Source organism: Bacillus sp. FSL R5-0443 (assembly GCF_038608285.1).
Classification (GTDB): domain Bacteria; phylum Bacillota; class Bacilli; order Bacillales; family Bacillaceae; genus Bacillus; species Bacillus velezensis.
In genome coordinates, this window is sequence record NZ_CP152013.1 from 203,548 (window position 1) to 217,186 (window position 13,639).

Genomic DNA, 13,639 nt, shown 5'->3' on the forward strand with positions numbered 1-13,639 from the left:
GGCGGAGGTTTTTGGAGAGAATGCTGGATTCTCTTGGATAAACGATATTTTTGAAGATTCAAATATTGATAAATTAGTTGCTTGTTTGAATGATAAGACTCTATATGCAGAGTGGTTAAATGCATTTTTTTCTCTTTGGATTAAGGATGCAGGTATTGATGAAGTTGTAAAATCGGCATTTGTATCGAATCAAATTAATGAATTTGTACAGTTCGCCTGTATTTATCTTGATAAAAATATAGATCAAGAATTAAAACAGATCTTAACATTATTGGGTGAGAAAATTGAAGGACAGTTATTGAAACTAGATATTATTTCATTTGAACACTATTTCGAAGAACACCCCAAAAAAATTAAGACTAATGAAATATGCTCTGATCAAATTGAGCTCAAAGTATCAAAACTTCTCAGTGAGGAAACTATTGACAGGATAGAAAGAAATGAATCTACCCAAAAAATATTTAATAGATTAACTAATTGGTTCCTATCAAATCCTGAAAAATCAAAAAAATGGTTTGGGAATTTATATTCAAAGAGAATGATGTTATCTTCTCCAGAAGAAAATCTGAGAAGATATAGAATAGCGGAAAAAATAGAGGAAAATAACATTAAGTTTGAAGAATTAGATGAAATTATTAATAATCGAGATAAAATAATGGAGATTGTAACTAACTCTGAACTGAGTAAAGAAGATATTATCAATCAATTAAAACATGTTATTACCTCATCCGAAGAAATGAAACGCTATGTTGAGAAATTACTACATAGAAGTACAGAAAATATTTTTAAGTATTTAAGCAGACTTAAAGATTATACACTTCCGGCAACTTTAGAAGAATGGATGAATGAAAAGTATTCTGATACGGTATTTCCGGCTAAGTATAACGGAAATGATTTTAGAATCATTATTCGTCCAAGTGATTATCAAAAAATAATATTTTATTATGATGAAGAATTAGAGGCTTTAGATGATGTCAACTATCAATTATGGACGGATGATGGAGAAGTACAACGAATGGTTACTTTAGGTGATTTGCTTAAAACAACAGGTATATCTAAAATTCCATTGACTAAGTTATAAGAGAGGTACTTTTTAGTGTTTAGAACAATTAAAGATATTGAAAACAAAATAAGTACAAATAATAGACAGAATACAACATATATACACCCAATTGCGAGTCATGAAGAAATAGCAAAATTAATTGTTGCATACTCGAACAGTAACGGTGGAGATATAGTCTTTGGAATACGAGATGATGGAAAAAGATTAGAAATAAAGAATTTTCCCTTTAGATTTGGTTTGGAGAGAGTTCAAAATTTGATAGAGGGTATTATAAATATTAAAAGTGAGTACTTTACTTTAAAAGACATTAGGCTATATTATATTTCTATTAATAAAGCAGAGGAATTAGTAACAGTAAATAAAACGATTTATAAAATTGGTGATAGTGGAGTGGCTGAACAGATGAAGAACCAGAAGATATTTATTTCATATTGTTGGAATGATGTAGCGTTTGCTGATTTAATTGATAATGATTTCAAAAATATGGGGTATACTTTGACTAGAGATGTTCGAAACATTGAGTTTAAAGATAGTATTAAAGATTTCATGAAAACTATTGGGAAACACGATTTTGTTATTAGTATTATTAGTGACCAATATTTAAAATCAGTAAATTGTATGTATGAGATATCTGAAGTTATGCGTTCGCGTGAATATAAAGAGAAAATGTTATTAGTTATACTAAAAGATTCTGATAAAGAATTTGTACCTTCACTTTCAGAGATACCGACTACAATTGCAGCTAATATATATTCTTTTGAGCAAAGGATAGGATATATATCTTATTGGGAAGAGAAAGAGAAGGCATACTCGGAAATGATTCAGAAAATAACTCAAGATACAAATAAGATTGAACCTTTACAGGAGTTAAAAAGAATAAAGAGTATCACAAATAACGTCAGTGAATTTTTATCTGATATAAGTGATTGGAACAATACTAATTTAAGTGACATAAAAGCATCTGACTATACAGCTTTTATAAAAGAAATTAACCAAAGTGTTAACTAAATGATTGCTTTGAATTTAGTTAATGCCATATACATAGTGGGAAATTGATATTTTATATCAATCTTTTTTATAAAACCAAACTCCACACAAAAATCAAACCCACGCATTTTGATCAAACTTTGTTCAAAATGTGTGGGTTTCTTCTATTATAAAATCAACGTTTGCAAAATGCTTTTAATTGAACTTTATTCGAAAGCTGCATTATTAGCCAGAGGGGTTTTTTTAATGCGGAAATGAGAAATACATACTCTTTGCGATTGTAAAGAAATCCCCTTTTATATATTGAAAAGGATTAACACCTGCTTTATAATACGAGATGCATTCCGGTTAACATCCATAAATGTAATCATTAGTAAATTGTTTTGTGCATGCCTCATCGGAAAGTAATCACCTCCAGCAATTTTCATCATGAATAGTCCATTATATAAATGTAATCAATCGATTACAATTTCACATTATGCTTAAGACTTTAAAATCCCTTTTGTATTTGTCGACTCCTGATCCATTATGAATACTCGACTAGATATAAAAATAACAACATTTTTTGCAATAATCCGGTTCAATTCTCAAAAAAAGTCTGACAACAATGATAGGAGTGGAATGATGTCAAACCTTTTAGAAATCAGAAACATCAGCAAATCTTTTGGCCATAAACTGCTTTAAAGGATGTTACATTCAATGTGCCTGCCGGATCAATTGTCGGTTTTATCGGTGATAACGGCGCAGGCAAGTCAACAACATTTAAAACGATATTAGGATTAATCTCTCAGGATAGAGGTAAAGTGAAAATCTTTGGTAAAGAGAATCTGGATAAACATATAAAGTTCAAAGAAGATATTGGGGTCGTATTTGATGCGATGAATCTTCCTGCGCACCTTACGATAAAGCAGCTGAATCATGTATTTAAGAAACTATTCGACGCTTGGGACCAAGAGCATTTTTACCGGTTGGTTCATTCTTTCTCTTTACCTATGGACAAAAAAGTGAATACATTCTCGCGCGGCATGTCAATGAAGTTATCCGTAGCTGTTGCTTTGTCGCATAATGCACAATTATTACTCCTGGATGAAGCAACGGGAGGGCTTGATCCCTCTTCAAGAGATGACCTGTTAAATGAATTAAAAAGCTTTGTGAGTAAAAGCAACGGCGGTATTTTACTTTCATCGCACATTATGACTGATGTCGAGAAGATAGCCAGCCATATCATTATTATGAAAGATGGCGAAATTTTATTAAATGAAGAGAAAGATAAGGTTCTTGAAAGCTATACTGTTATAGACGTTGATGAAGGCCAATTGGCTGAGCTTGACGAAGATATCATTCTAGCAAAAAGGAAACATGGATCTTATTGGAGTGTGCTTGTATCGGATCAACAGAAATTGCCGAATGGCGTAACGGCCAACACCATTTCCATAGAAGAAATCAGCGTCTTTTTAACGAGGAGTGAAAACATTGAGAGGTCTGTTACTGACTAACTATTACCTGGTTTATCGAAGTTTCTTTGCATACACGGGGTTGGCCATATTGGTATCAGCAGTCATTTTTTATTTTGGGGATGCTTCAATGCATCGTTTTGTTGCTATGCTGATTATTTTGTTTGTCGTCATGCCCGCACTTGAGGTTATAAAGTATGAGAGCAAGTCTGGCTATGACAGGTATGTCCTGACTTTACCGGTCAGCAGAACAAATATTGTTCAAAGTCACTATTTCTTTTATCTTTTGATTGTTGTGCTCGGAGCCGTACTATCTTATGGTGTTTTCTTTGTATACAGCCTGGGATCAGATGAACCGATTGACAGCATATTTAATATTGTCTCTTTTGGAACGTTCATCGTTCTCTTTGCCGGTGCAATCGTTTATCCTCTTCTCTACATGATAGGCCCGGAAAAATCCGATGCTATTGTAATTGGAGGGGCAATGGGGGGACTTTTTGCTACCTTTGGATTGCAAAGTGTCGTTGGGTATGTAGCAGAACAAGTACCGCTGTCATTTTTGCACATAAATCCTTCTTTATATGTTCTGATTATATATCTCATGATCGGCGTTATCTTATATATCATTTCATTTTTCATTGCCGCAGCTATATATCATAAAAAAGAATTTTAGCAGCGTGTTTAATGATTTTATGCTATGACAACAGGATAAGATGGCACGGGCTCGTAAATTCACTTTAACTCCAAGCAGGCAGCCGCCCGCCCAATGGGCGGCTGTTCTTCTAATTAAAACTGCGTTGTCACATCGTACTCATAATCAATCTTCAATTTTACATTTTTCATAGTCGATTTAGCTGTTGCAAGTGTGTTGTATTTAAAATTCCAGATGCTTGCCGCTGAGAGGTTATCATCCAGTGTAATACCGTAATTCCCTTGTGTGGAGCTGTTTGCAAGTGCACGGTGCCACACTTTATTTTCTTCCGACATGATGTAGTGGCTTGTATTTCCTTGGCTTGGTGTTTGGGTTGCGGTGGTGTTGATTCTTTTCACTGTGGCGTCTCTTGGAATGCTTGTCTGTTTGGTTAAGTCGAGTCTAAGAACAGTTGAATCTGATCCATTCGGACTGAGGCTTGTGTTCCCTTTATTTTCAGCTGTACCGCTGAATGAGAAGGTCTCACTGCCGGATTTGATTCGGTCGTAAATAGAGAGTGTAAAGTACATATCGTCAGTGTAGGAGCCGCGGGACACTTTCACGTAGAACGTCTCGTTATTTTCTTTCGCATCTGTATTCGCATAGATAAAAGGTAGCGCCGTATCAGGATTTATCACTTCTGTGCCTTTACTGATCAGTACTTTATTTTTATTATAAATTTCAATGTCCATTCCCTTGTATTCACTTCTTGTTGAACTCCTGACATAAAGTCTTTCTCCCTTATTTGCCGTGAAAGTGAAATACGAATCTTTTTCCCCTTTTGGCAATATGGCAGTATCAATATTTTTATATTTCCAGTAGCCTACCGGATTGGCAGTTTCAAATGAATGATTTCCTGTAATGGCGCTTATTTGTAACGAGTTCTTTTGAGACGCAGAGGCTGAAGGTGAAGATGCAAACAATGCGCCTGATAAAACGATGACACTGACAAATAGAATCAATATACACTTCTTCATGGAAAAATCCCCCTTTTTGACTACATCATACATAAAAACATTAGCTATGTAAACATTTGTTATTTAAGGTTAAAATCAACTGGGAAACAGCCGATACAAACACTAGAACATCATCTCAAGCGGAGGTTAAAAACATGCGCCTAAACGCTCGATATATAAAAAATCAAGTAATGGCTCAGCAAGTGCTTCAGCGGTATTCTTCCAAAACAAATGTGAAAGATGCGGCAAAAGGATCGGACAGCTTATTGATTCAGACAGGCGGGAGCCGCGATCTGAGCCAGGTGAATTATTCAAGGAGCGGTGTCACTGAGAAAGGGAGCAGCCTGTCCCGTTTATATCAATCTGCAAATCAGAAAACGATTACGGATAATGGGAATGAGACGGTAATAGACGCTAATAATCCGTATGAGTCTGAGAGTGATATTGCGAGCAAGATTCTTGATGAGAAATACAGCCGTATCAATGAAATCAATAAACGAAAACCAGATCCTTTGCATTATATTAAGGATAAATACCAGCGTGCCGATTCACCTTATTTCAGAAGTGATTTATCAGAATCGGAGCGTCAGGCCGCTTATCATAATGAAACGGAATGGCTGTTTAAGGGGAAAGCCCAGAGCTATGATTTCCGTGATGCGGCGTTTCGGGGTGAAACGCTCAACGGAGAGATTCAAGTCGAAAATGAAAAAGTGTTTCAGCGCGGGCAGGTGAATCAGCAGATTGAGATGCTTTTCCATCGGAATCATATTCAGATTCCGGAGGGTGCGAATCTTACATTTACGATATCACCGATTGATTATCTGTTAAAAGTGAGCGGGACTGACGATAAAGAGCTCACTCAGCAGATTGAAGCTGTCTTAAACTCCGGGGAAAACAGCAAAGAGCTGTTTGCGCACATCATTCGCAGCCGGAGTGATGACTCCTCGCAGTTTACGCCGGAAACATATGAGAAATATCAAGTCGTTCGGGAAATGTACGAGGTGACCGGCTATCATCTGAAAGACTTGCAGATCGTGGACGGAAAGTACGTCACAGAAGACGGACGCGACCTTTTAGACGTCTATAAGGAAGCGCTGCAGCAAGATCCTTTGTTGAGACATACGGCCGCAGAAGCAGCCGCCCATTACGGACAGGCGCTCACGAAGCTGGCGAGAACGGGTTATGATGCCATTCCTGATTTGGTTCTGTCCATTGAGTATAAAAACGGATCTCTGCGTGATGTCGGCCAAAGCAGGCAATACGGATCTGGGGATACAGATTGGCTTTCTGAATGGAAACGGGAGCTGGGTGTGCGTATATAAAATGAGAAAAAAGCTGACAAATGATGCCGTCAGCTTTTCTTTATGCGTTTACTTAAAACTCCTCATACTCCGCCGGGTCTTGGCCGTTTATGCGTCCGTCGGGGCGGGTAAGCGAGTCGATAATGCTCATGTCGTTTTCATCAAGGGAGAAATCAAAAACGGAGATGTTTTCAAGCTGGCGCTCGGGCGATGCTGATTTTGGAATCGGGATGGCGCCCAGCTGGATATGCCAGCGTAAAATGACTTGAGAAATGGTTTTGCCGTATTTGTCCGCAATCCGTCCGAGTTTTTGATCGTTCAATACTTCGCCGGCGCGGGATAACGGACTCCATGATTCTGTCACGATGCCCTGTTCTTCGTGCCATTGGCGCTGCTGCTGCTGATTAAAAGCGGGATGCAGTTCTATTTGGTTGATGCCTGGCTTTACGCCGGTTTCACGTTCGAGCCGTTCGATATGCTCAGGCAGGAAATTGCAGACGCCGATGGATCGGATCAGACCCCATTTTTTCGCATCAATCAGTGCCTGCCATGCTTCCGTGTAGCGGTCTTGTTTCGGGTTCGGCCAATGGACGAGATACAGGTCATAGTAGTCCAGACCGGCGCGGTATAAAGATTCTTGGATGGTTTGTACAGCTTTGTCATAGTCATGGTAGCGTCCGGGCAGCTTGGACGTCACGTATAGCTGTTCTCTCGGAACAGAGCTTCTCTTGATGGCTTCTCCGACCGTCCCTTCATTTTCATAGTTATAAGCGGTGTCAATCAGACGGTAGCCGATATCAATGGCGCTGGTAATGGCATGAACGCCGTTGTTTCCATTAAGAGCGTATGTACCGAAGCCAATCGCAGGAATGCTTGTCCCATCCAGCAGTTTCTTTTGCGGAATTGCTCCAGTCATCATTAAATCCCTCCTTGTTTTCTACTTTACCATTATTTTTACAAATGAAACATAATAATGGAAGGAAATGAGATGAGCCGCACATGAAAAAAGCTGACGGAGAACCGTCAGCTTTAAATTTGAAACATCCATGCTACGACGGGGCCGAAGACCGACCCTAACACGGCGCAGAGCGTCATGGAAACAGAGCTCATGGAGACCGTTAATTCTCCGTACTCCATTGCTTTTGAGGTGCCGAGCGCATGGGAAGCGCTCCCGAATGCAATTCCTTTCCCGAGTGAGCTGCGAATGCGGATCCACTTGAGAAGCAGCGGTCCTAAGATAACGCCGGAAAACCCTGCGATCATGACGAACACGACTGTCATGGAAGGGACACCGCCGATACCGGACGCAATCTGTATGGCGACAGGCGTCGTAATTGATTTTGGGATAATTGACAAAATCAAACTCCGGCTGATGCCGAACAGCTCTGCAAATAGCAGGCCGCTGACCATTCCGGAGAATAAACCGGCCAACACGCCGCCGATGATCGGAAACATATACTTGATTAACACCCGGCGCTGCTTATAAAGCGGGTATGCCAAAGCCACCACGGCGGGTCCGAGCAGTGAATTGATCCATTGGCCGCCGATCATATAGTCTTTATACGAAATATGAAAAACAAGCAGCACGGCGATAATGAAAATCGTAGTCGTCAAAACCGGTATGAGAAAGGGATATGGAAAGCGCACATATAATTTCACCATAGCCAGATAGGCGGCGGCCGTGAACAAAATTATAAGGATTGCGATACATGCTTGCTGCACTTCTTTTTCTCCTTTCTCTGATTGGCTTTGTGCTCTAACAGCTGGCTGGCGTACCCTGCGGCGATCATTGTGACGATGGTGCTCAGCACGATGATCAGAAACAGAGCAGCCCCGCTGGCGGAAAACAGTGACGGGTAATTGATGACGCCCGTCATGGCCGGAATGAATAACAGCGGAAGAAAAGACAGCAAAAATCCGGCTCCGTCTTCAATCATTTTGACGGGAATGATCTTAACCGATAAACATATGATCAGCAGGATCAAACCGATGATACTTCCGGGAATGGGCAGGTGAAAGAACTGCTGAACGGCTCCCCCGATAAAGGAAAATGCGAATAAAATAATGATTTGCAAGATGATGCGTATGGCTTTCACGACAATGCTGTTCTTTGGAGAAGAGCAGCTTCCCCCTTTCTTGATGCTTCGATATGTTTCTTTACTTTTTGCGCATATATTTGTACTATACAAATATATGTATGCAAAATCTTTCTATAAGTTTTCTGAGTAAATGTGCATATGTTTGTATTATACAACTAATATTGCTGTTGTCAATTGTAAGGAGTGAGGCTGTTTGTCAAAACAAGATCCGATTGAATTAATTGAATATGAGCTCACCACTTTTATCAGGAGAGCTGTTTATCTTGATAACTCCGATCGTAAAATCGGACATCTGGAAAGGGCTGCGTATTTGTTATTACGGCAGCTGGATGAATTCGGACCGGCGCGTGTAAAGGAATTAGCCGAATCTTTTAAGCTGGATATTTCCACATTGTCACGCCAGGCCGCGGCCTTGGAGTCGAAAGAGCTGATCCAGCGTTTTTCCGATCCTTCTGACGGGCGGGTCAGTCTGTTTGCGATTACGAAGCTTGGCAAACAGAGGTTAAAAGCTGATAAAAAGATGCGTCTTGATCGATACCGACATATGCTTGACGATTGGTCAGGCGATGAAAAAGAAAAGTTCGGCCGGCTTTTGCTGCGGCTGAATGAGGCATTTATCGATTAATGCATGATTTTTGCCGGTTAAGCAGGATTATGGCGTATACAAGGGAGAATGGAAGAGAGTAAGACTTTACGCCATTCTGCTTAGCAAAAATAATATTGAATAGGGGGCGGAACATGTTTCTCCAGGGACATCCTGTTTCTCGGAGGCTGCGGCATTTATTATCTCAATATTCATAATTCATTAAAAGTGAAAGCGCTTTATTTTTAGTCTATTGGTTTAGGGTGTAAGGTGTTTACCTGAAAAAAACAATTGTATTTTCCACGAAAATTTATTATGATGGAATAAGGAAATTGGAGATTATATAACAATAGAAAGATAGAATATTTCTAATATTGCGGGAAATGAAGAGTGAGTTAGGTTCAACAGGTGCACCTTCTGCTTCATTATTTCACATATATCAGAGCTGTTAAGAGGAGGAAGCGAAGTGGCAAACAAAGAATTAAAGAGAGGCTTAGGCGCGCGTCATATACAGATGATTGCGCTGGGCGGCACGATCGGTGTCGGTTTATTCATGGGATCATCCAGCACGATCGGATGGACCGGGCCGTCTGTCCTGCTGGCTTATGCGATCTCGGGTATCTTTATCTTTTTTATCATGCGTGCGATGGGTGAAATGCTCTATGTAGAGCCGAGTACAGGGTCGTTCGCGACATTCGGCCATAAGTATATACATCCGTTAGCCGGCTATATGACGGCGTGGAGCAACTGGTTTCAATGGGTGATCGTCGGGATGTCTGAAATTATCGCCGTCGGTTCGTATATGAAATATTGGTTTCCTGATCTGCCGGCATGGATTCCCGGCATTATCGCCATGGCCATTCTCGGTGCGGCGAATTTAATTTCGGTAAAATCTTTCGGTGAGTTTGAATTTTGGTTTGCCATGATCAAAATCGTCACCATTATTCTGATGATTGTGGCCGGAATCGGAATTATTTTCTTCGGTTTCGGTAACGGAGGGCATGCGATCGGATTATCTAATTTATGGTCGCACGGCGGTTTCTTTACGAATGGTTTTTCAGGATTTTTCTTTGCCTTGTCTTTGGTCGTTGCGGCCTATCAAGGTGTCGAACTGATCGGGATTACGGCAGGGGAAGCGAAGGACCCGCAAAAAACGCTGCGAAGCGCGATTCAGAGTATTATTTGGCGGATTTTAATTTTCTACATCGGTGCGATTTTCGTAATCGTTACCGTATATCCGTGGAATGAGCTTCACTCACTCGGCAGTCCGTTTGTTTCGACATTTGCGAAAGTCGGGATTACGGCGGCGGCCGGTTTGATTAACTTTGTTGTGATTACCGCTGCGATGTCCGGATGCAACAGCGGGATATTCAGTGCGGGACGCATGCTTTATACATTGGGCGTGAACGGACAGGCCCCGAAATTCTTTAAGAAAGTTTCTTCGAGCGGTGTGCCGATATTCGGTACGTTTGCCGTATTAATCGGACTTGTGATCGGTGTCGTGCTGAACTACATCGCGCCTCCGAAAATTTTTGTCTATGTGTACAGCGCGAGTGTGCTGCCGGGAATGATTCCGTGGTTCGTCATTTTAATCAGCCATCTCGGTTTCAGAAGAGCGAAGGGCGCTGAGCTTGATAAGCATCCGTTTAAAATGCCTTTTGCGCCGTTTACAAACTATTTGACGATCGCTTTCTTACTCATGGTATTGATCGGCATGTGGTTTAACAAAGATACGCGGATTTCGTTGGTTGTCGGGGTGATTTTCCTGGCGATTGTGACGGTCAGCTATTATGCGTTCGGTATCGGCAAGCGCATGCCTGGTGAAAAATCGAAAATAGAAGACGCTGTATAATTCAAAAAGACACCTCTCTTACAGGGGTGTCTTTTTCGGCTTGTCCGCGAGTGGTATACTGATTAAAAAAAGCAGAACCGGGGGAAACATCGATGAGTCATTACCGTACGTTATTATTTGATATAGACAATACGCTGCTGGATTTTACCGCTTCAGAAACCGATGCTCTTCAAAAATTGTTTCAAGGTTCAAAGCTGGAGCTGACGGCAGAGGTGGAAGCCCGTTATAAAGCGTTAAATCAAGGGCTGTGGAAGGCGTTTGAAGAGGGGGAAATGACCCGCGATGAAGTGGTGAATACACGGTTTGCCCTTTTGTTTAAAGAATACGGCCTCGAAGCCGACGGCGTGCTGATGAATCAGGCGTACCGCCAATACTTAGAAGAAGGGCACCAGATGATAGACGGAGCTTATGAGCTGATTGAACGGCTGAGTCCTTTATTTGATTTATACATCGTGACGAACGGCGTCTCAAGATCACAATATAAGCGGCTGGGCGACTCCGGTCTGTATCCGTTCTTTAAAGATGTGTTTGTATCTGAGGACACGGGTTTTCAAAAGCCGATGAAGGAATACTTTGATTACGTGTTTGCGAGAATTCCCGGTTTTTCTGCCGAGGGCGGACTTATTATCGGCGATTCACTGAGCGCGGACATAAAAGGCGGTCAGATGGCGGGAATGGATACGTGCTGGTTTAATCCCGGAGAGAAAGCAAATGAGTCCGGAATCATCCCGACGTACGAGATTCATTCGCTTGATGAGCTGTATGATGTGCTGAACGTGGAGCGGAAAGCCGCCGCTCATTTGTAAGGAGAATACGATGAAGATTGCACATACGAAGTTACTGATCAGGGGTTTTGCATTACTATCAATCTTTCATGCGATTCTTCAGCTTCCTCCCGGCCGGGGGGAGCTGAAGGTTTTTTTGTCTGTGCTCGTGATGATGCTGACGGCTAATGACTGCCTGCGGCCGCTATATATGAAGAGAAGGCCGGCTGTATATCAAGGCTCTTTTCTCCTGAGCAACGCCATCGCGGGAGTACTTTTGTACAATGTCTATAGTGTGGGGGCACAGGCCGTAATGGTGCTTTTATTGGCGGAGGTGCTTATTACTGATAAGGAGATTTCGGCTGTTTTGTTAACGATGAATGCCGCCGCATTTGCCGCAGCTTTATACGCCGGCGGAGCGGGTGTCAGTGATATCGTGCCGCCATACTTCATCATGTTTGCGGTGATTTATTTATATCGGAAAAACCTGCAGGAGAAGTCGAAGGTTGAATTGCTGAACCGAGAGCTGAAGATCGCTAATGACACACTGAAGGAATATTCAGACCGGATTGAGGAACTGGCCGTTACGAAAGAAAGAACAAGAATTGCGCAGGAGCTGCATGATTCTCTCGGTCATTATCTGGCTGCTCTGAAAATGAATTTGGAATTTGCCGGGAAGACAGCCGGGCATCAGCCGGACAAAGTGAAGCAGATCATTCATAAGGCGCATGATCTTACGAAAGAATCCATTTTAAAGCTTCGCCAGGCCGTTATGCTGCTGCAGGGCTCTTTGCCGGGGCGCGGATTTGAGCAAGAGCTCCGTGACATTTTCAGCCATTTTCAAGAGGCGGGAGGCATACGCTTCGAGCTGGAGATGGACGCGGCCATAGAAGCGGAACAGCCGGATGTGAAGCATTGTCTTTATCAATCCGTTCAGGAAACGATTACGAATGCGATAAAACATGGACATGCTTCATATGTTTCTGTCCGGATTCAAAAAAACCGAAACATGATATTGGCGCATATTCATAATAACGGCTCAGCCTGCGGAACGATCATAAAATCAAATGGTCTGAAAGGAATTGAGAAAAGAGCGGCCGCACTTGGCGGAGAGGCTGTTTTCTCGTCCGGGAAGGAAACGGGTTTTGACGTGAAAATAAGGATTCCATGCAAGGAGGAATAATCAAGTGAATGTCATGATTGCAGACGACCAGTCCATTGTGAGAGAGGGGCTGAAAATGATTCTGAGTCTTCATGAAGGAATTCAAATATCGGGAGAGGCTTCTTGCGGCGAAGAGGTTCTCCGGCTGCTTTCTCAAACTGAAACCGATGTGATTTTGATGGATATCAGAATGCCCGGTATGGACGGAATCGAAACGACAAAAGCGGTAAAAGCGCGATATCCGTCCGTAAAAGTCATCATTCTGACAACGTTTGAAGAGGATCACTATATTTTTGCCGGGCTGAAAAGCGGAGCCGACGGCTATCTCTTGAAGGATGCTGATTCAGATGAAATTACCGCCTCCCTTCAAGCCGTTTATGAAGGGAAGATGATGCTGAATCCCAAAATCACGGTTTCCGTCGTAAAAGCGCTGAACAATATGGAGATCCCTGCGGTGCAGAAAGAGCCGCGGTCAAAGCTGAAGGAGATTCTCACGCCAAGAGAGCTTGATGTGGCGAAACACATTATGGAAGGCAAAAGCAATAAACGCATTGCCGCAGACTTATTTCTGACTGAAGGCACTGTGAAAAACTATGTATCCAGAATCCTCGATAAACTTGAAGTGTCAAACAGAACCGAGCTTACCTTATATTTGCAAAAATTGCTATAACCCCGCTTCACCCTCCTCTCTCCCTTTTTATCACTAAACATATGACGAAAGTAATAC

Annotated in this window: 13 protein-coding genes and 1 pseudogene; 10 read left to right on the forward strand and 4 right to left on the reverse strand. The window is 41.7% G+C overall.

Annotated elements, in window-relative coordinates; genetic code table 11:
- The first annotated feature begins 85 nt into the window (after positions 1 to 85).
- The 4 genes and pseudogenes from NYE28_RS01155 to NYE28_RS01170 all read left to right on the forward strand — a co-directional run bounded on the left by NYE28_RS01155 (position 86) and on the right by NYE28_RS01170 (position 4,177).
- Positions 86 to 1,081 (forward strand): hypothetical protein, encoded by a 996-nt coding sequence (locus NYE28_RS01155; protein WP_342490252.1) that lies wholly within the window; start codon positions 86 to 88, stop codon positions 1,079 to 1,081.
- A 15-nt stretch (positions 1,082 to 1,096) separates the two neighbouring features.
- Positions 1,097 to 2,071, forward strand: a complete 975-nt coding sequence (locus NYE28_RS01160) for a TIR domain-containing protein (RefSeq protein ID WP_342490253.1) — start codon at positions 1,097 to 1,099, stop codon at positions 2,069 to 2,071.
- Positions 2,072 to 2,674: 603 nt separating this feature from the next.
- A pseudogene (locus tag NYE28_RS01165) lies at positions 2,675 to 3,546 on the forward strand (ABC transporter ATP-binding protein).
- A complete protein-coding gene (locus tag NYE28_RS01170; RefSeq protein WP_122503672.1) occupies positions 3,524 to 4,177 on the forward strand; it encodes an ABC-2 transporter permease in 654 nt (217 codons plus the stop codon). The pseudogene NYE28_RS01165 and the gene NYE28_RS01170 overlap by 23 nt, the downstream one beginning before the upstream one ends.
- Positions 4,178 to 4,290: 113 nt before the next feature.
- Here NYE28_RS01170 and NYE28_RS01175 read toward each other — a convergent pair whose 3' ends face one another.
- A complete protein-coding gene (locus NYE28_RS01175; protein ID WP_043021526.1) occupies positions 4,291 to 5,172 on the reverse strand; it encodes a hypothetical protein in 882 nt (293 codons plus the stop codon).
- Positions 5,173 to 5,306: 134 nt separating this feature from the next.
- Between NYE28_RS01175 and NYE28_RS01180 the strand changes: the two genes are divergently transcribed.
- Positions 5,307 to 6,473, forward strand: coding sequence for a DUF4885 family protein (locus NYE28_RS01180; protein ID WP_033575103.1), 1,167 nt, complete (start codon positions 5,307 to 5,309; stop codon positions 6,471 to 6,473).
- 52 nt (positions 6,474 to 6,525) lie between these two features.
- On the opposite strand, the gene NYE28_RS01185 is transcribed toward NYE28_RS01180, so the two are convergent.
- The 3 genes from NYE28_RS01185 to NYE28_RS01195 form a co-directional block, all read right to left on the reverse strand.
- Positions 6,526 to 7,371, reverse strand: a complete 846-nt coding sequence (locus tag NYE28_RS01185; protein ID WP_011996234.1) for an aldo/keto reductase — start codon at positions 7,369 to 7,371, stop codon at positions 6,526 to 6,528.
- Between the two features lie 110 nt (positions 7,372 to 7,481).
- A complete protein-coding gene (locus tag NYE28_RS01190) occupies positions 7,482 to 8,174 on the reverse strand; it encodes an LrgB family protein (RefSeq protein ID WP_007408978.1) in 693 nt (230 codons plus the stop codon).
- Positions 8,144 to 8,548, reverse strand: a complete 405-nt coding sequence (locus NYE28_RS01195) for a CidA/LrgA family holin-like protein (RefSeq protein ID WP_025284151.1) — start codon at positions 8,546 to 8,548, stop codon at positions 8,144 to 8,146. Before NYE28_RS01195 ends, NYE28_RS01190 begins: the two co-directional genes overlap by 31 nt.
- 196 nt (positions 8,549 to 8,744) lie before the next feature.
- On the opposite strand from NYE28_RS01195, the gene NYE28_RS01200 reads away from it, so the two are divergent.
- The 5 genes from NYE28_RS01200 to NYE28_RS01220 all read left to right on the forward strand — a co-directional run bounded on the left by NYE28_RS01200 (position 8,745) and on the right by NYE28_RS01220 (position 13,582).
- Positions 8,745 to 9,176: a MarR family transcriptional regulator gene (locus NYE28_RS01200; protein ID WP_011996235.1), complete on the forward strand. Its 432-nt coding sequence runs from the start codon at positions 8,745 to 8,747 to the stop codon at positions 9,174 to 9,176.
- 424 nt (positions 9,177 to 9,600) lie between these two features.
- Complete coding sequence (locus tag NYE28_RS01205) at positions 9,601 to 10,986, forward strand: amino acid permease (RefSeq protein ID WP_015416703.1); 1,386 nt, start codon at positions 9,601 to 9,603, stop codon at positions 10,984 to 10,986.
- 92 nt (positions 10,987 to 11,078) lie between these two features.
- Positions 11,079 to 11,792 (forward strand): YjjG family noncanonical pyrimidine nucleotidase, encoded by a 714-nt coding sequence (locus NYE28_RS01210; protein ID WP_327954654.1) that lies wholly within the window; start codon positions 11,079 to 11,081, stop codon positions 11,790 to 11,792.
- A gap of 10 nt (positions 11,793 to 11,802) precedes the next feature.
- Positions 11,803 to 12,933, forward strand: a complete 1,131-nt coding sequence (locus tag NYE28_RS01215) for a sensor histidine kinase (RefSeq protein ID WP_032870194.1) — start codon at positions 11,803 to 11,805, stop codon at positions 12,931 to 12,933.
- A 4-nt stretch (positions 12,934 to 12,937) separates the two neighbouring features.
- Complete coding sequence (locus tag NYE28_RS01220; protein WP_342490254.1) at positions 12,938 to 13,582, forward strand: response regulator transcription factor; 645 nt, start codon at positions 12,938 to 12,940, stop codon at positions 13,580 to 13,582.
- Positions 13,583 to 13,639: the final 57 nt, after the last annotated feature.

Excerpts from the sequence above, each read along its gene's own strand:
- NYE28_RS01175 (WP_043021526.1), bottom strand. The coding sequence starts at position 5,172 with ATGAAGAAGTGTATATTGATTCTATTTGTCAGTGTCATCGTTTTATCA.
- NYE28_RS01180 (WP_033575103.1), top strand. The coding sequence starts at position 5,307 with ATGCGCCTAAACGCTCGATATATAAAAAATCAAGTAATGGCTCAGCAA.
- NYE28_RS01210 (WP_327954654.1), top strand. The coding sequence starts at position 11,079 with ATGAGTCATTACCGTACGTTATTATTTGATATAGACAATACGCTGCTG.
- NYE28_RS01215 (WP_032870194.1), top strand. The coding sequence starts at position 11,803 with ATGAAGATTGCACATACGAAGTTACTGATCAGGGGTTTTGCATTACTA.
- NYE28_RS01185 (WP_011996234.1), bottom strand. The coding sequence starts at position 7,371 with ATGATGACTGGAGCAATTCCGCAAAAGAAACTGCTGGATGGGACAAGC.